Here is an 18,685-nt window from a genome sequence, read left to right on the forward strand (position 1 = left end):
TAGGCAGAGAACTTATGAATTTGTCACTTAAAAATTATTTGACCCGACCGACGGGAATAAAAAATTTTAATCATGAAAAAATATCTTAAACATAACGAATGGTGTGTGATTGAAGAAGGATTTGATCCCGTCAATCATCAGGCTTCGGAAAGTATCTTCAGCATTGGTAACGGAAAGATGGGACAACGGGCCAATTTTGAAGAAAAATATTCGGGACCAAGTTTACAGGGAAGTTATATTGCCGGAGTTTATTATCCTGACAAAACAAGAGTGGGTTGGTGGAAAAATGGGTATCCTGAATATTTTGCCAAGGTTCTAAATTCTCCAAACTGGATTGGTATCGACGTTACTATTGACGGTACTGAATTAGACTTGTACAAGTGTAAAGTGGAAAACTTTGTGCGAACACTGAATATGCAAGAGGGATATTTAGAGAGGGAATTTGATGCTATTTTGGATGATGACAGAAAAATCCATGTTAAAGCAAAACGATTTGTAAGCATGGCAGATACCGAAAACGGAGCTATCCGTTATGAAGTAACACCTGTTAACTTTAATGGTGTTATCAGCTTTACCCCCTATATCGACGGAGATATTGAAAACGAGGACGCTAACTATGATGAGAAATTTTGGAACGTTTTAGATGTAAATGCTTCTGAAGGTGGTGCCTATTTAGAGTCTCAAACCAAGAAATCGGACTTTAGGGTTGGTATCGCCATCAAATACCATGCAATGATAGATAACAAACAGGTGCAAGCCAAACCTGAAGTTATTCAATTAAGCAAATGGGTAGGCAACAAGGTTGAGTTTGAAATAAAAGCAGGTCAAACGGCTTGTCTTGAGAAATTTGTTGGCGTAACCTCATCTTTAAATTACGCTACCAACGAATTAAAATCCAATGCCGAAGAATTAGTTTCGTACGCTTGCCACAAAGGTTTCGATAAATTATTTGCCGATCACCGACAAAAATGGGCCGAAAAATGGGTTCTCAGTGATATTAAAATTAAAGGTGATGTAGCTGCGCAGCAAGGTATCCGGTTTAACATCTTCCATCTAAACCAAACCTATACCGGTGAGGACGAAAGATTAAATGTGGGGCCCAAAGGGTTTACCGGCGAAAAGTATGGCGGAACTACCTATTGGGATACTGAAGCCTATTGTGTCCCGTTTTTTTTAATGACCGCTCCTCCAGCAGTTACCCGTCAATTATTGATTTACCGATATAAACACCTGCCAAAAGCCATTGAAAATGCCGAGAAACTGGGCTTTAAAGATGGAGCCGCACTTTACCCCATGGTGACAGCCAATGGCGAGGAGTGCCATAATGAGTGGGAAATTACCTTCGAGGAAATTCACCGTAATGGCGCTATTGCTTTTGCTATCCACAATTATATCCGTCATACCGGGGATAAAAAATATTTGGCAGAGTACGGCATTGAAGTTTTAGTTGGTATCTCCAGATTTTGGAGCCAGAGGATCACATTCTCACAGGCAAAAAATAAATACGTGATGTTAGGGGTTACCGGCCCTAACGAATACGAAAACAACATCAATAACAACTGGTACACCAACAAAATGGCAACATGGAGTTTAAAATACACCATGGAATCTTTGGATTACGTCAAAGAAAACAGTCCGGTCAGATATAACGAGTTAGTCGAAAAGCTGCGCTTTGACGGAGATAGCGAAACACAGCGCTGGAAAGACATTGTTGCCAACATGCATTTCCCATACAACGAGGATCTTCAGGTTCACATGCAACAGGATGGGTTTATGGACAAAGAACAGATCATGGCTGATGACCTGGACCCCGGGCAACGTCCAATTAACCAACACTGGTCGTGGGACAGAATACTCCGTTCAAACTTTATTAAACAAGCAGATACCTTACAGGGAATGTATGTTTTTGAGGAGGAATTCAGTAAAGAAGAAATTGAGCGAAACTTCAACTTTTACGAACCGCGTACCGTACATGAATCTTCCCTGTCTCCTTGTGTGCACTCTGTTATTGCAACAAAAATTGGGCGCGTTGAGAAAGCTTACGAGATGTATCTGCGGACTTCTCGCCTGGATTTAGATGATTACAATGCCGAAGTTCATGAAGGATTACATATCACGAGTATGGCAGGAACATGGATGTCAATCGTTGAAGGATTTGGAGGCAAAAGGGCTTATGACGAGAAGTTATATCTGAACCCGGATATTCCTGCACGATGGGAAGAATATGCTTTCCGTATTACCTTTAAAGGAAACGACCTGGAAGTAAGGGTTAGTGTGGCAGATGTGGAAATTATTTCCCATGCGGAAAAAACCATTGAACTATACGTTTATGATAAACTAGTGACTGTTGAACCGAATCGTTCGCAGACTATTTCCCGATAGTATATGGTACATAGAGACACTTTGGCGCTGAGTGATCCCTCTCCCGCAGCCCCTTGTGTCTCTGTTTTTTATTCCTCCCTCACCCTTTTTACTTAACTTTAGGTACCCAATTAAAAATGAAACTACTTCAAATTTTATATGTTGCCATGATGATATTATCCAGTTCAAACATACTTGAAGCCATGAGCACAGCCGTTATAAAACGCATTGAGCCTACCAATTGGTGGGTAGGAATGCATTCTCCCGAACTACAACTTTTGGTTTATGGCCCGCAAATTGCTTCCACTGATATTCGTATTGATTATGGAGGCGTTTCTTTGAAAAAAGTCACTAAAGTAGAAAACCCCAATTACCTGTTTGTTGACTTGTTGATTTCGCCTACAGCCAAAGCAGGAACTATGCCTATCGAGTTTATAAAGGGAGGAAAGGTTATTTGCACATACGAATACCAACTATTAGATCGGGAAGCCGGGTCCATGTACAGAAAAGGATTTGATTCGGGAGACGCCATTTATCTGATTATGCCCGATAGGTTCGCCAACGGGAATCCCCAAAACGATAATATTGAAGGCCTGCTCGAAAAAACGGATCGCAAGGCACCTTATGGGCGTCACGGCGGTGATTTACAAGGCATTTTAGATCATTTAGACTACGTTGAGGAGATGGGATTCACCTCCATTTGGCTCAATCCGGTGATGGAAAACAATCAGCCCATGGCTTCTTACCATGGTTATGCTATTACCGATTTTTACCGGATCGATGCCCGGCTCGGAACCAACGAAGAATTTAAAACACTCACCAAAGAATGCAACAAACGCGGCATCAAGATGATTATGGATATGGTGTTTAACCACTGTGGAAGTAACCACTGGTGGATGAAGGACTTGCCCATGTTCAGCTGGATTAATCAATGGGAAGAGTTTACACGTTCCAACTATCGTTTATCAACCATTTCCGACCCTTACGTTTCCCGGGCCGACAAAGATCAATCCGTAAAAGGTTGGTTCGACACCACCATGCCCGATCTCAACCTGGAGAACGAGTTTATGATGAATTATATGATTCAAAACAGCATTTGGTGGATCGAATATGCAGGTTTAGAAGGCATTCGAATGGATACCTATCCTTACCCCGATAAACATGGGATGGCGGTTTGGACACAACGTATTTTAAACGAATACCCCAATTTTAATATTGTTGGAGAATCATGGATTACCGAGGCTTCGAAACTATGCTATTGGCAAAAGGACTTCCCCAACAAAGACGGCTACAACTCGCACTTGCCCAGCCTGATGGATTTTCCGATGCAAGATGCCATCAAACGTGCGTTTAATGAAGAGGAGGGTTGGGAAACCGGCATGTCGAGACTCTACAACACCTTGGCCGACGACCACCTCTACCGCAACCCCATGAACCTGGTTGTATTCCCGGACAATCATGACGAAGGGCGCATTTTGCATGCCTTGCAAAACGATACGGCAAAACTAAAAATGGCGTTGACTTATGCAGCCACCACCAGAGGCATATTGCAGATATACTATGGAACCGAGTTACTGATGAATGGAAACGGGTTGGATGGCCATGATAAAATCAGGCTTGATTTCCCAGGCGGATGGAAAAACGATAAGCTTAATGCTTTTACCAAAGAAGGACGAAATACAGACCAGAACAAGATTTTTGGGCTGATAAAAAAACTGCTGAATTACCGCAAGCACTCCGAGGCCTTAAAATACGGCAACACTTTGCATTTTATTCCAAGGGATGGAGTATATGTGTATTTTAGATATACTGATAATGAAACCATCATGGTCATTCTAAACAACAACACAAAAGGTATTAAACATATTGATACTTCACGATTTAAAGAAATTACAGGTGGCTTTAATCAAGGCACTAATATTCTAACGGGAAGAGCCATCGGCAATCTTAAAAGTATTAATATCAAAGCAAAATCAGCAATGGTGATTGAGCTTAAATAAATTGAATAGATACGTTCAACTCAAACAATGACAATTCTGGGGTAAATTTTGCTTTATACCCAACAAATCATATTCTGCCAATAAACGAAAGAATATGATTTGCAAACAACAATATCAAACCTTAAAAGTATTGAACTTTCCTTTGATAATATGCCGCTTGCTATTCAACCAGTTTTTCAGCTCAGATGCGTATATCTCCCTGAAATACATAGTGTACGTTTTATGAAAAGAACCATGTTTAGCTGGATTACCGGGAGTAATAAAAGTTTAATGACATATGGCAAGAATTAATTGACAGTGCATTAATTCAAAAAAAATGATGAAATTTGTTTTGAGAGGATTGTTTTATGGCAAAGTATTACAAAAACGAGATTAAGGTACCACGGTTTAGCGAAGCCAACGGATTTTACACCACAAAAAAACGATCCAGGATGATGAGCAAAGTTCGTGGAAGAGATACAAAGGCCGAAGTTAAGCTGCGTAAGTTTCTGTGGAGTATTGGTATTCGTTACTATAAAAACGTAAAGCGGCTACCCGGCAAACCAGATATCGTTATTGGAAAGTACCGGTTAATCATTTTTATTGATGGAGAGTTTTGGCACGGTTATAATTGGCACCGGAAAAAGCACCAAATAAAAACAAACCGCCGCTTCTGGATTCCAAAGATTGAAAGAAACATGCAACGGGACGCTATGATCAACAGTTTTTATAAACGAAAAGGATGGACCCTATTGCGTTTTTGGGAACACGAATTAAAAAAGGAGTTTAATGTTTGTGTTATTAAGATATTGGACGTTATTGAAGAAAAGGAAATGTATGTGCTTACATAATTTTTTACTCCAAACCTGATTGATGTTGATGGAAAGCTAATTTTAGTTTATCTTAATGCTATGAAACCGACAATAAGCATATTGGGTTGTGGTTGGTTGGGCATTCCTTTGGCTGTAGAATTAATCAAGGCTGGTTACCCAACTAAAGGATCAACGACTTCACAAATTAAATTAACCGAGCTAGCCGAATTAAAAATAAATCCTTATTTAATTGATTTATACGAAAGGGAAGATCGTACTGAATTTTTAAAGGCAGATATTCTTGTCATTGCCGTCCCTCATAAGGATATCGATAATTTTAAATTCCTGGTCTCGCAAATTCATGCCTCTGATATCGATAAAGTAATCTTTATTAGCTCTACTTCAGTATACCCAAACTTAAACGGAGAGGTAACGGAAGAAACTAACACATTGGATACTGCTCTTGCTAAAATTGAGTCGATATTTTGCAGTAGTTCTCTCTTTAAAACAACTGTTCTTCGATTTGCAGGTTTATTTGGAGGAGATCGAAAACCGGGGTATTTTTTTCCTAACGGAATTAAAATCAAGAATCCAGAGGGTTTTGTCAACCTGATTCATTTAGAGGACTGCATAGCGATTATTAAGACATTGATCGAAAAAGATATTTGGGGTGAAATTTTTAATGCATGTGCAGATACTCATCCAACACGAAGAGAATTCTACACCAAAGAAATGAAGGGAGTAGGAAGAAAGCCACCTGAATTTGACGAAGTTAAACCTTCGGAATTCAAAGTTGTAAGCAATAATAAACTAAAGAAGCACGTAAATTATCGTTTCAAACATCCCGACCTGATGAATTATAGGTAATTGCTTACCATACAAATTAATTAATTATGAAACTGTTCAGAAAATTAATAGCCGTTCTTTTCCTTATACAAATTTCTTTGTTGTGTGTAGCTCAGGTTAAAGTAATGACTTACAACATCCGTTTCAATAATCCGAATGATGGCGACAACTGGTGGGAAAACCGTAAAGGCGAAGTGGTACAGCTACTCGATTATTATTCACCGGAAATTATTGGAATACAGGAAGGACTCCATTCTCAAGTTGAATATATTGATAAAAAAATGCCTAATTACAATTATGTGGGAGTGGGCAGAGACGACGGGATTAAAAAAGGCGAATACACTGCCGTTTATTTTGATACGACCCAAATAATATTGGTAAAAACCAAAACCTTTTGGCTATCAGAAACACCAGATAAAGTTTCGATAGGATGGGATGCCTCTATGGAAAGAATAAGTACTTACGCCATATTTAGGATTAAGAAAACCGGGGAAGTCTTACATGTATTCAACTGCCACTACGACCACATTGGTGAACTAGCCCGCGTAAATTCTTCACAACTGATTATGAATAAAATAAAAGAATTTAAGTTGGATGAAGAAAAGGTGATTGTAATGGGCGATTTTAACAGCGGGCCCGATAGTGAACCCATTCAAATACTAAAAAAACAAATGGATGATGGGGCTAAAATATCACTTAAACCTTTATATGGCCCCCACGGAACCTTTAACTCGTTCGGCAAGAATATAACACCTATAAGAAGAATTGACTATATTTTTACAAAGAAACTGCAAGTAAAAAGATACCGGCATATTGATGACAAGAGAATAAATGGCGTGTGGTTTTCCGATCATTTACCAGTGATGGCTGAAATCATATTGGATGATTAAAAATTCCCGGGAAACAATAATCTTAAAAATAGACTCATGAAAACGTTAAAACTAACAATGTATTGTAGCTTAATTGTATTGGTGGCGGCATGCTCTTCCAAAACAAAGAAAACAGAACCTCAAAACAAAACCCCGGAACCTTTTCTGGAAATGGTTTGGCAAACCGATTCGTTAATGACAACCAGCGAATCAGTCTTGTACCACAAAGAATCGGGGGTGATCTATGTCGCTAACGTCAACGAATCACCTTGGGAGATTGATCATAACGGGTTTATTTCCACCATAGATACCAGCGGAAATATTTTAGAACTCAAATGGGTTGAAGGAATGAGCGGCCCCAAGGGAATGGGTATTGTTGGCGACAGACTTTTTGTGAATGATATCAACAGAGTGGTAGAAATTGATATGAAAGAAAGAAAAATCGTGAATGAATACCCGGTGGATGGAAAACCGGACTTAAATGATTTAACTGTTTCCTCCGAGGGCGTTGTTTATGCTTCAGGTTCGTCCAGCGAAACAATATATGCTTTGCAAAACGGGAATATGGATGCGGTTTTAGTAAAAGATTTAGCCCGGTTAAATGGTTTGCTGTCTGCTAAAGAGGGAATGTATTACGTAACCTCAAAAGCCAGTGAGTTTGGGATATGTAATTTAAAAGATGGATCATTAAATGTGTTGACTACCGAAATTGGTCATGGCGATGGAATTGTAAGGTTACCCAACGACGATTTTATCGTTTCCAACTGGAAAGGTGAGGTATTTTATATTTCAGCCAAAGACTGGAGTAAAAAACAATTGCTGGATACCCGCGAGAAAAATATCAATGCCGCGGATATTGATTTTATTCCTGAGAGTAATTTGTTGCTAGTACCAACTTTTTTTAATAATAGGGTGGTGGCGTATAGGTTGAAACATAAGTAAAGATATAACAAAGATTAATATGATTGCTCAAACGCCACCCCCCCCGTATTATGCCGTTATTTTTACTTCAACTAGAACAGAAGGAGATAACGGATACGCTGAAATGGCTGATTTTATGGAAAAACTTGCCCGGGAACAGGAGGGTTTTTTAGGTATTGAAAGTGCCAAAAATGAAGTGGGCATAACCGTTTCGTATTGGAAAGATTTGGAATCCATTAAAAAGTGGAAAAACCATATAGAACATACGAAAGCCAGAGAGATGGGTAGAGAAATGTGGTATAATTGTTATAAAACCCGCATTGCGTTGGTAGAGTCGGATTATAGTTTTGAGATGTAGTCAATATTTTATTTTTTAACGACTCCGGAAACGTAAATAAGGATTTGTATTACACCTGTGTAATATACATTGATGCAGGATGTTACTTGTGTGAATGCTAAAACCCCATTGGGGTATATTTGTGTAACGCTAAACACACAGGTAATACCCTGTGCTATTGCTATAAGCCCGTTGGGCTTTTGTTTTCGATTAATTGATATTGATCGAGTGTATCATATCCTTCGGCTTAATATTGAATGCGCCAAAGGTGTTATAGTAATAGCATAGGCAGCGCCCAATGTAACTTACGTCATGTACATAATGCCCCAAAGGGGCTATAGCCATATCGCAAAATAGATGTTTATGCGAAATGGCAAAGTACGCATGGCCAAATAGGATTGTTTTTCTTAACTTAATAAACAATAATCCTTTAAATAAATAACCATGCCTCAATCTTTATCAAAAGTGTATGTCCATATTACTTTCAGCACTAAGCACAGGGAAAATTTAATTAATAACGAAATCCAGGATCGACTATATGAATACCTCGGAGGGGCATGTAGAGCTTTGGAATGCAATCCCGTAAGCGTTGGTGGTTATTATGATCATGTTCATATTTTATGCACATTGTCACGTAAAATTACACAAGCCGGTCTGTTGCAAGAATTAAAACGGGGATCTTCCAAGTGGGTAAAGACGTTAGGCGCTAAATATCAAAATTTTTATTGGCAAGATGGATACGGTATTTTCTCTGTAAAACCTTCAGAGATTAATGTGGTGGTCGATTATATTAAAAATCAAAAGGAACATCATAAAACAAAAACTTTTAAAAAGGAGTTCAGGGGTTTTCTGAAAAAAAATAATGTGGAGTATGATGAAAAATATGTGTGGGATTGATGATTGGTGAGCTATTAGGGCGTTGCCCTACGATAATACTATAAGCCCGTCGGCTTAATATGGTTATCGTTTAAATTTTTTGGGCAAATGCTTCTTACTTTGCGCCAGGATTAATGGCTACAAAGGTGTTATAGAAATAGCACAGGGCATCGCCCTATGAGTTCTGCGTCATGTAAATGATTGCCCCAAGGGGGCTACAGCGGCTAATAACCAATTAAACATTGACTAATTGAATGGCACTACCTACTCAACCATTGTTTAAATTTCGATGATTTTTCTGTGGAGACAATTACCTCAAATGGCAAAGAAGGTGCCAGGTTGAGCTTCAGTTTGCTTTTTGAATAAACCACCGCATCTTTAACCGCTTTTATATGGACGATGCATTTGCGGTTGGCCCTAAAAAAATATTTGGGATCCAGTTTTTCTTCCAACTGTTCCAGGGTATTGGACAAATCATAGGAATGTCCATCGAACATGGTGATAAATACAGATTTGTTTTCGGCGTAAAAAGAGGCTATATCATCCACTTCTATAGCTTTAATCTTATCGCGATAGTGCACCATAAAACGCTCCTGATATTCTTTTTTGCCTACCGAAGCAGCTATTATTCGGTTGATTTCCTGATAATCTACAGCCGCGGAAGGTTTCACGGCCAGATGAACTTTTTTGAATTTTTCAATAGCCTGCTTCAACCTTTCTTTTTCAATCGGTTTTAAAAGATAATCAACACTTACCTGCTGAAATGCTTCTATGGCATATTGATTAAAAGCTGTGGTAAAGATGATAGGTGTTTCTACTTTGATTTGTTCGAAAATAGAGAAGCTGTTTCCATCGGCCAGGTGAATATCTAAAAAAATCAAATCTACTGTGTTGTTATCCAAAAACTCCACTGTTTGTTTTACGGATTCTAAAATCTCCACCACCTCAAAGTCGGGTTCAATATGGCTCACCAAAGCATTCAGCTTTCGTGCCGATGGCATTTCATCTTCAACTATTAAAACTTTAATCATCTTACCTTGGGATTAAGGTTATTTTTACAGAATAATGCTTTCCATCATTTTTAATGACCGGTAATGCACAGTTCAGCAATTCATATTTTTCAAAAATATTGTTTTGTCCTGTATTGGTTGATTCTATTTCCGACTTATCCCGGAATTGCAGGTTATTTTTCACGATTAAGCCATTATCCTCGTTAAAAACACAAATACGAAGTGGTTGACTTCGGGAAACAACATTGTGCTTAATGGCATTTTCAACCAGTACCTGAAGTGTTAATGGTGCAATCAGCATTTTCTGCTTATTTTCATCAATGTTGATTTCATAATCAAAACCATCTTCAAACCTGAATTTATACAGTTGCAGGTAGCTTTTTATAAAATCTATCTCTTCTTCCAGCGTCACCAAATCTCGTTTGTTGATAGAGAGCACATATCGATATACTTGTGAAAATCGTTGGATAAACTTGTCCGCTTTATCCACATCTTCATAGATAATGGAAGAAAGAACACTTAAGTTGTTGAAAAGAAAATGGTGATCTAATTGCGTTTTTAGCGCACCATATTTGGCATTGATTTGTTCCTTTTCGAGATGAGCGACCTGTATTTCCAGTTTATTACGTTCTTCCATTCCCATAATTAACTCAATCAAGACTAAGAAGAGGCTATCCATAACTATAGGCATAATGTATAAAAAATCCTTGTCCAATTTCTCCTGAGGGACACCGAAATGCCCATGTACAGAAAGGTAATTGAGAATAAATACACCGGCAAAGGCATGAGCAACAATAAGTATGGCATCTAACACCAATCGAATTCCCCAGTTTTTATTCCACTCTACAAATTCGTTAAACCAGTTAACCGCGAAATAAAATATAGTTACAGCAACTGCGGCATTACCAAAGGCCCATATACTACGGTGCGTAAAAATATTCATAACTTCATTCACTGTTCTAAATCCTAAAAGAACCATCATGGATAATGATGTTATCATGATCAGAACAGTTACAAATGGTATAAAGAATATTTTTATACGGTTGGAAATCATTTTTTAGACTTTTATATATGAGATAATAGATTTTTTTCTTTTCTATACCAATAACAGCCAATAACTTTCGACATTTGACTTTCGACTTTAAACTAATCACTATTTCACCAACTCTCCGGTAATTCGAAGCAGATTATACTCTGCCACTTTTGCGTTAAAACGAGCGTCGTTATAATTGTTGGCCACGTTAAGCATATTCTGCTGTGCCGTTCTGAACTCAATAGATGTTACGCTACCTAGTTTAAACATTTCTTTGGTTTGCTCAAAATTTAATTCTGCCTGAACCAAACTTCTTTGTTGCAAATCCACAATACGCTTTTTATAAGTATAGTCGGTATAAGCATTAGAAGCATCACGTTCCAGTCGCGATTTTATTTGTTGCGTACGTTCTTGTTCGCTTAATATATTCAGCTTTGCATTCTTTTCACGGGTGCGTTGCTGATTCCCGTTAAACACATTAAATGATAGCGATAACCCTGCACTTGGTCCGCTGCTTTGCGAATAAACAGTAGCATAATCAGAATAATCGGTATTGCTATAAGCATACTTTCCATAGGCCGAAAGCTTTGGATATTTGCCCGATTGTGTAATTTTTAAGTCCATCTGCGTAATCTCTTCCTGTTTTTGCTGCGATTGTAGCATACTATTTCGAACCATGGTTGCACTGATCACTTCATCAGCAGTGAAGTTTTTTGTAAACTCAATTTTTTCATCAACACTATATGCTGAATTTACCGGTACACCCAGAACTACATTCAGGTCTTTGATAGCCGTTACGCAATATTGCTCAGCATTTAAAATATTAGTGCTGTCGCTGTTCATATCTACCTCGGCGTTTAACACATCTAACTTGTTGGCCTGACCGTATGTTCTTTTATCCACTGCTTTCTGATATCTTTCTTTTGATATTGCCATGGATTCTTTAGCCAGTTTTAGGTTTTGTTGAGCACTACAAACATTGTAATAGGCATCAACCACATCCAACATGGTGTTTTCCATTTGTTGTTGAAAGAAAATTTGTTGCTGCTCGTCTAATTGTTGAAGTTTTTTATAGTTGTATTTGTTTCCAAATCCATCAAATAATGCGTAATCTACTCTGGCATTGCCACTGTACACTGTTGCACCCACACCGTCATATGTAAGCACACCGGTACTTTCTGTTTCTGTTTCGATATCTGATTCTGAATAATCTAAACCGCCATTTATCGATACAGAAGGCCATAAACCTGCATTACCTATACTATTATTGTTTTTAGCTTGCAGCAACTGATTTTCAGCAATCTTTAAATCGTAGTTATTGGTCATGGCAATGCCAATGGCTTTTTCGAGCGTAAGCTCACCACTTATTTCTTGTGCTTTAAGGAATGGAAATACCATCCATCCCAAAGCGATTATTATATATATTTTATTACGCATGATATTTTTATTAAAAAGTTTTCCCCAATGCAATTTACTTAACAGTAAAACTTACTTATTATAAGATGGATTTTTTCCACCCCCATCACATTGTTTACTCGTTCTCCTCATTAAACTTTATTTCTTTAACTGCACTTTCAACCTCTTCGTGGGTCACTTTTCTTCCTTTTATTAGCGACAGGATGCTAACCCTGGAATTATTGGTTATGGTTAGCATTACCGGTAATAATATCAGGGTTGTAGTGGTGGCCATTAACATACCATAAGCCAGCGATAAAGCTACCGGAATCAGGAATTTAGCTTGCATGCTGGTTTCCAATACCATTGGTGCCATACCCACAACTGTTGTTAAAGTGGTCAACAATATTGGACGCAACCTTGACACTCCGGCATCGATGAGTGCTTCCTGATACTTCATCCCCTCTTTTAAGTTAATGTTTAATGCATTAATCAGCACCAAACTATCATTAATCATCACTCCCACTAAGGCTATCATACCCATACCCGACATAATGCTGATACTCATTCCATGAATCCAGTGTCCGGCAACAACACCTACAAAAGCAAGCGGTATCATGGCATATACTAACAAGCTCTGTATCACTGAGCGCAGGGTAAGCATCACAATAGCCAACATTAACAATAAGATAACGGGCATAACAACAACAGCCGAATTTTTAACCTTATCTGTCTCCCTTTTCTGACCATCATATACCGGTTTCACACCAGGGTATTTCAACAGCAGGTCATCGAGCACTTCGTTTTTCAGATCTGCCATAATATCGGAAACCGATGCTGTCGGATCACTTAGGTTAGCTTCTATCTGTACTTCCCTTTCAAACTCGAGGTGACGAACATTAGATACGCCATTAACCGTTTTTAAAGTTGCCAGTTCCGATAAAGGATAAGCTTTACCGTTACCCAAACGAATCTTCATGTTTTCGAGCTGACCTATTGATCTGCGGTTTTCTATATCGTAACGAACCCAAACACGCACTTCATCTTTACCTCGTTGTATTCGTTGCGCCTCATTCCCGTAAAATGCATACCGAACCTGGGTGATTACATCTCTATAGGTAATTCCTAACAGGTAGGCTTTCTCTTTAAGCTCTATCTCAATCTCCCTGTTTCCTACAGGAGCCACATCCGATACTTCGGCAAACTCAGGCCTGCTTTTTAATATATGTTTCAGTTCTTCCTTAACCTGCTGAAGTTCTTTATTATCATCACCCACCAAACTCAAAACAAAAGGTTTCCCAAAAGGCGTAAAACCCTCAATCAACAGGGATTCAGCCCCGGGAATTTCACCTACCTTTTCTCTAATCATGGCAGTGATGGTCCCTGTTAAAGAATTCCTGGTTTCAGAGTCTTTCATCTGAACCTGGATTATAGCAGAATGCCCCGAACCTTTAAACTGTTGATAAACTTTATCTATAATGTCAACATCCTCAATACCTTCTTCTTTCAGTTCATCATTAACGTCCCATATTGCATGGTAAATAACATCAAGCGATTTTTGCGTAACCTCATCTTCAGTGCCGGAAGGCATTACCAGGCTAATCATAAAATTATCTCCTTCCACCTGAGGAAAAAAAGTGGTTCCCACCACCCTTGCCTTAACTAATCCTATGGAGAGAATAAACAAGGCAGTAAAACCTGCCAGCGTTACGGTGCGGTTGTTTATGGTCCACTTGATAAATGGGCGGTAATATTTATTGGCAAAAACAATAACCCATCGTTCGGCCCAACCCATATATTTCTTCCATGCTGAACCGTCGTTTTTGGTTAATGCTTTGGAGTGTGCCAGGTGAGCGGGTAATATGATTAATCCTTCTAATAAAGAGACAAATAAAATAAAGATCACAATAATAGCTACTTCCTTAAAAAAGTCTCCCATCCTACCATCTAAAAATATAAAGGCCGAAAATGCCAGCATGGTAGTAATAACCCCGGAAACAACAGCCGGAGTCACTTCTATGGTCCCGTCAATAGCGGCTTTAATCGGCTTCTTCCCCATATTCCAATGCCGGTATACATTCTCGGCAACCACAATGGCATCATCAACTAATATACCCAGCACTAATATCAGCCCAAATAGAGATAACATGTTTATGGTAGCAGAAGTAAGCGGCAATAAAATAAACATACCTAAAATAGATATCGGAATACCTACCGCTACCCAAAATGCCAGCCGCGGATTTAAGAATAAGGAAAGAAACAACAGCACTAACAGAATACCCATTCTACCATTTCTGAATAGCAAATCGATACGCTGGTTTAAAGTAACACTCCTGTCATCGTTTACTGTTGCAACCAACAATTCCTGCGAACCGTTAAATTCCTCAATATACTTTTTAATGTCGTCTGTTGAGCTCAGAATATCTTCCCCAAATGTGTTGTCAATGGTAAAAACTACCGCTTGTTTATTATTAAACAACACCTGCGATGGACTGTCCTTCCACATATCTTTGATCTGGGCAACATCTTTTAATCGAATTACACCGCTGTCCGTATTACGAATTACAATGTCTTCTATTCCTTCGCTTTGGTACGCCTTGTTCCTAACTCTAATATAAAATTCTTCTTCACCATCCTTAACACTTCCTCCTGTCATGATAAGGTTGGTTGATGCTACCGCATTGGCTATTTCCGTAAAAGTAATCTGATACGATTCTAACTTTTTTTCGTTTAATAAAATGGCTATTTCTTCGTCGGGATAACCGCCTATAGTCACTTTCGAAACGCTCGGCATCTTTAGCAAGTCACGCTCAATAAGCCGGGCCGATTTCTTAAGCTGTTTTAGAGATACATTCTTATTATCATTGGCAGTAATCACAAAGGTCATTGCCCTGTTGACATCGTCGTGTTTGTAGGTTACAATAGATTCTATTGCCACAGGGAACGACGAAATCCTATCCACCTCATTCTTTACTTTAATCAAGGCCTCATCCATATCCGTACCTTTAAGCATTTCAATGGTCACGGTTCCGCTATTTTCCCTCGAAACGGAAGTCACCCGTTCCATATTTTCAAGCCCCTTAATGTTTTCTTCTATTTTTAAGATAGCCCCTTCCTCTACCTCTTCAGGAGAAGCTCCCGGGTAAACGATATCTACATAAATAAACCGTTGTGCCACATTGGGAAAGAAGTTCCTTTGCATCCCTATCAAAGCAATACCTCCAAATAATATAATCATCCCCATTATCAGATTAACTGCCAACGGAAACTTTATAAAATATTCTATTAATTTTTTCATTTATGTTGTATGACGAACACAGAGACCCTAAGACACAGAGTTTCCTTATTCTGTATTTCATGTTAAATTGACATCCGTAATGTTAGATACTGCCTACCGTTAACCGATCACTGTTGAGCGTTAATAGAAACCGGCATGCCATCGTAAGCATTTTTTATTACCGTAGAAAGCACAGGTGCGTTACTTTTTAAACCTTCAACAATAGCAATATCTCCCTGACGGGTTAAAACATTAACTACCTGATGCTTTAGCTTACCATTTTTAACAACAAATACTTGATTGTTGTCGTCAACCATCTTTCGGGGCAGGCTCATAGCATTTTTAAAAGGAGAAAGACCAATGTGTGCAGTCAGAAACATCCCTTCTTTCAGGTTTTGACCGGAGGTTCGGATAAATACTTTTACACTTTGCGAAAGCTCAACAATATCACCTCCGATGCGGATTACTTTACCCTTCCAGGTTCCGTTAATTTCAGAAGAAGTTAACTCTGTTTCGGTTCCTATTTTAATGTCGGTAATGGCCGACAAAGGAAGCATTACTTCTAAATCGTATTGCGAAGGATTAATAAAAACACCCATCTCTGTACCTTGACGAACCGCTTTACCTGCCTCCACCTTTGAGGAGGTTACAATTCCGTTGTATGGTGCACGGATAGTATATTTTGAAAAACGTTCTTCAGAAGACTGGATGGTGTAATAATTGGCATAAATGCCTTTGCCGCTTAAATAAAATTTTTCCTGGTCGTTATTAGACGTAGGCATTGCAGGAAGTTTTTGGTTTACATCTAACTTCAGTACATATGCTTTCCAACTATCGTATGCTTCAGGATAGTCCGATTTTAAATCGGGGAGTACAGAAGTAATTAAAGTAACAAAATTACTCTTCTGCGAAAGCAAGGTCATTTTAAATTCTTCCACATCCACAGCAAGCATTACTTCACCCTTGCGATATGTTTTCCCTTCTTTAAACACTTTTGCTGATTCTAAAAGTTGACCGTCTGTTTGCGAAAAAATCTCAAATCGTTCGGTCGCCGTAAGTTTACCTGTTGAAGTTAATTCATAATCTACATCACCAACCTCAGGGTAAATAACATTCACTAAAGCAGCTTTTGCTACGAGCACATTTTCGCTGGATGCGCTCTTAGCAGGTAGTGCTTTTACTATAAAAAATGCCAGTGCAATTATTAATATCGAAGTCCCAATGGCAATCAATCTCTTTTTCATGTTTAATATTATTAATGTTTTCGCTTTTCTTATTTCTATCTATTACGATAGCAAAAGTGATATAACCAAAAGAATTATGAAATATTCAGGGAGTGAAACGGGGATATGAAAAGATGAATCGGAAATTAAGGGCGTGAAACGGAAACTGTGATATGACATTTCGCGAGTGACAGACTCGATTTCCTGGATGTCGGATCCGATTTCCTGGATGTCAGACTCCATTTCCTGGGTGTCAGACTCCATTTCCTGGGTGTCAGACTCCATTTCTTGGGTGTTAATCCCGATTTATTGGGTGTCAGATCCGATTCCTTGGGTGACAGATCCGATTCCTTGAATGACAGTTGCGATTCCTTGAATGACAGTTGCGATTCCTTGAATGACAGTTACGATTTCTTGGGTGACAGCGCTTGTTTCCTTACCTATTGCTGTTGTTCTTTCCAAACCTTACCTTCGTGGTTAATAGTAAATTTGGTTCCTGTTGCAGCATCATATATATGAGCTTCATAAACTTCACTGCCAGTGTTGATATTTGGCTTGTAAAGTAATTTAGGTAATTTAAGGCCCACGTCCGTTAGCCCGGCCACCTTCCTGGAGAAACGACCATATCGTTTTAGATGGCGCTGTTGGGCATAGTAAATATTCCGGAGTTCCCAACGCACTTGTCTTTCAAATTGTTGCCGGCTAATTTCCTGCGATGTTTGATTGAGTGTGTTAAAATGCCATTCGCCCCATAGCTCGGGGGTGTTAATATTATTTTCATCCAGAAAACTCCAAACCCATTTTTCGCCCGGGTACTTTTTGCCGGTATGGGGGTTCAGCATTTTTTTATATAGTCCTGCAACAACAACAGACGGCCAATACGTTCTCTGAACATTGACATTCCAGGTAGTATGGGGTTGTAGTAGTGTTAAACTGTCGACTTGTAAATTAAGCGGTACGGCACATTCAAATGACCAATACCTGTCATTATCTTTGGGATTGTTAACCGTCCCATCAATAAACACCGAACACCTGCCATGCGACATATCGAGGAGTGAGAATCTCGAAAGCGGCTTATCGTTGTTCCGGTTCCAGTATTCGCCACAAAGGTTGCCGAGAGCGTTTATTTTCAATACCACATAATCCTTTTCATCATTATCGGCGTCAAGGTATAATTCCAAAAAATTGTCTTCGAAAAAGTAGGACTGGCAGATGTCGTTTACCGCCCAAATATGTCTGTCGTAAACAATCGCAGAAAAATATAAAGAATCCCCTTTGGTGCCCAATTTATACCTGGTGCTGTAAGCTGGATTTGCCATACCGTTTTTCACACTAGATACCAACGGTTCGCTCCAGGGGGTATTGCCCCATTCATCGTCTGAAATATACCCATCTATTGTTGGGGTTCCGGAAAGCGTGTGAACGGCATAGACTTTTGGCGTGCAGTAGCCGGGACAATTTGGTAACCCATATTCATTAATACTATATACTTTCTCCTGAGGCTTTTGGCACCCCAGCATACAAGCAAAAAGTATCATTACAACATAGTAATAACGCTGTTTTAATGAAATCAGAGCTACATTCACTTCGTATTTAACGCTATTATTAATCATCGGCAATATACCCGGTAGTAACTTCATTGTACATGTGGTATAATATGGCTTAACTTTTAGCATCAGTGTGGGTGTGACTCATACAATTTACATCATATCTATATCCGATGCAAATTATACATGGCATAAATTA

Annotated in this window: 14 protein-coding genes; 8 read left to right on the forward strand and 6 right to left on the reverse strand. The window is 38.9% G+C overall.

The window, feature by feature from the left end:
* Positions 1–72: 72 nt before the first annotated feature.
* The 8 genes from ACT29I_RS04555 (at position 73) to tnpA (ending at position 9,022) form a co-directional block, all read left to right on the forward strand.
* Complete coding sequence (locus ACT29I_RS04555) at positions 73–2,382, forward strand: family 65 glycosyl hydrolase domain-containing protein (protein WP_444792760.1); 2,310 nt, start codon at positions 73–75, stop codon at positions 2,380–2,382.
* Between the two features lie 116 nt (positions 2,383–2,498).
* A complete protein-coding gene (locus tag ACT29I_RS04560; RefSeq protein ID WP_444792761.1) occupies positions 2,499–4,361 on the forward strand; it encodes a glycoside hydrolase family 13 protein in 1,863 nt (620 codons plus the stop codon).
* 347 nt (positions 4,362–4,708) lie between these two features.
* Entirely contained in the window at positions 4,709–5,191 is a 483-nt protein-coding gene (locus ACT29I_RS04565) for a very short patch repair endonuclease (protein ID WP_430931606.1), read from the forward strand.
* 60 nt (positions 5,192–5,251) lie between these two features.
* Positions 5,252–6,019: a hypothetical protein gene (locus ACT29I_RS04570; RefSeq protein ID WP_444792762.1), complete on the forward strand. Its 768-nt coding sequence runs from the start codon at positions 5,252–5,254 to the stop codon at positions 6,017–6,019.
* Positions 6,020–6,045: 26 nt separating this feature from the next.
* Entirely contained in the window at positions 6,046–6,888 is an 843-nt protein-coding gene (locus tag ACT29I_RS04575) for an endonuclease/exonuclease/phosphatase family protein (protein WP_444792763.1), read from the forward strand.
* A 36-nt stretch (positions 6,889–6,924) separates the two neighbouring features.
* Complete coding sequence (locus ACT29I_RS04580) at positions 6,925–7,809, forward strand: hypothetical protein (protein ID WP_444792764.1); 885 nt, start codon at positions 6,925–6,927, stop codon at positions 7,807–7,809.
* Positions 7,810–7,828: 19 nt separating this feature from the next.
* Positions 7,829–8,146: an antibiotic biosynthesis monooxygenase family protein gene (locus ACT29I_RS04585; RefSeq protein ID WP_444792765.1), complete on the forward strand. Its 318-nt coding sequence runs from the start codon at positions 7,829–7,831 to the stop codon at positions 8,144–8,146.
* 423 nt (positions 8,147–8,569) lie between these two features.
* Positions 8,570–9,022: an IS200/IS605 family transposase gene (gene tnpA / locus ACT29I_RS04590; protein ID WP_430931611.1), complete on the forward strand. Its 453-nt coding sequence runs from the start codon at positions 8,570–8,572 to the stop codon at positions 9,020–9,022.
* 239 nt (positions 9,023–9,261) lie between these two features.
* Here tnpA and ACT29I_RS04595 read toward each other — a convergent pair whose 3' ends face one another.
* The 6 genes from ACT29I_RS04595 to ACT29I_RS04620 form a co-directional block, all read right to left on the reverse strand.
* Positions 9,262–10,032 (reverse strand): LytR/AlgR family response regulator transcription factor, encoded by a 771-nt coding sequence (locus ACT29I_RS04595; protein ID WP_430931612.1) that lies wholly within the window; start codon positions 10,030–10,032, stop codon positions 9,262–9,264.
* Position 10,033: 1 nt separating this feature from the next.
* On the reverse strand, positions 10,034–11,011 hold the full coding sequence (locus ACT29I_RS04600) for a sensor histidine kinase (protein ID WP_444792766.1): 978 nt from the start codon (positions 11,009–11,011) through the stop codon (positions 10,034–10,036).
* 153 nt (positions 11,012–11,164) lie between these two features.
* Positions 11,165–12,481, reverse strand: a complete 1,317-nt coding sequence (locus ACT29I_RS04605; protein ID WP_444792767.1) for a TolC family protein — start codon at positions 12,479–12,481, stop codon at positions 11,165–11,167.
* Positions 12,482–12,575: 94 nt separating this feature from the next.
* On the reverse strand, positions 12,576–15,737 hold the full coding sequence (locus ACT29I_RS04610) for an efflux RND transporter permease subunit (protein ID WP_444792768.1): 3,162 nt from the start codon (positions 15,735–15,737) through the stop codon (positions 12,576–12,578).
* 107 nt (positions 15,738–15,844) lie between these two features.
* Entirely contained in the window at positions 15,845–16,960 is a 1,116-nt protein-coding gene (locus ACT29I_RS04615; protein WP_444792769.1) for an efflux RND transporter periplasmic adaptor subunit, read from the reverse strand.
* Positions 16,961–17,379: 419 nt separating this feature from the next.
* Positions 17,380–18,579: a carbohydrate-binding family 9-like protein gene (locus ACT29I_RS04620; protein ID WP_430931617.1), complete on the reverse strand. Its 1,200-nt coding sequence runs from the start codon at positions 18,577–18,579 to the stop codon at positions 17,380–17,382.
* Positions 18,580–18,685 lie beyond the last annotated feature (106 nt).

The organism is Saccharicrinis sp. GN24d3 (assembly GCF_052400645.1).
In the GTDB taxonomy this organism is placed as follows: domain Bacteria; phylum Bacteroidota; class Bacteroidia; order Bacteroidales; family Marinilabiliaceae; genus Saccharicrinis.

Coding starts and splice junctions, on each gene's coding strand:
- ACT29I_RS04555 (WP_444792760.1), top strand. CDS start 73: ATGAAAAAATATCTTAAACATAACGAATGGTGTGTGATTGAAGAAGGA.
- ACT29I_RS04560 (WP_444792761.1), top strand. CDS start 2,499: ATGAAACTACTTCAAATTTTATATGTTGCCATGATGATATTATCCAGT.
- ACT29I_RS04565 (WP_430931606.1), top strand. CDS start 4,709: ATGGCAAAGTATTACAAAAACGAGATTAAGGTACCACGGTTTAGCGAA.
- ACT29I_RS04570 (WP_444792762.1), top strand. CDS start 5,252: ATGAAACCGACAATAAGCATATTGGGTTGTGGTTGGTTGGGCATTCCT.
- ACT29I_RS04575 (WP_444792763.1), top strand. CDS start 6,046: ATGAAACTGTTCAGAAAATTAATAGCCGTTCTTTTCCTTATACAAATT.
- ACT29I_RS04580 (WP_444792764.1), top strand. CDS start 6,925: ATGAAAACGTTAAAACTAACAATGTATTGTAGCTTAATTGTATTGGTG.
- ACT29I_RS04585 (WP_444792765.1), top strand. CDS start 7,829: ATGATTGCTCAAACGCCACCCCCCCCGTATTATGCCGTTATTTTTACT.
- tnpA (WP_430931611.1), top strand. CDS start 8,570: ATGCCTCAATCTTTATCAAAAGTGTATGTCCATATTACTTTCAGCACT.
- ACT29I_RS04595 (WP_430931612.1), bottom strand. CDS start 10,032: ATGATTAAAGTTTTAATAGTTGAAGATGAAATGCCATCGGCACGAAAG.
- ACT29I_RS04600 (WP_444792766.1), bottom strand. CDS start 11,011: ATGATAACATCATTATCCATGATGGTTCTTTTAGGATTTAGAACAGTG.
- ACT29I_RS04605 (WP_444792767.1), bottom strand. CDS start 12,481: ATGCGTAATAAAATATATATAATAATCGCTTTGGGATGGATGGTATTT.
- ACT29I_RS04610 (WP_444792768.1), bottom strand. CDS start 15,737: ATGAAAAAATTAATAGAATATTTTATAAAGTTTCCGTTGGCAGTTAAT.
- ACT29I_RS04615 (WP_444792769.1), bottom strand. CDS start 16,960: ATGAAAAAGAGATTGATTGCCATTGGGACTTCGATATTAATAATTGCA.
- ACT29I_RS04620 (WP_430931617.1), bottom strand. CDS start 18,579: ATGAAGTTACTACCGGGTATATTGCCGATGATTAATAATAGCGTTAAA.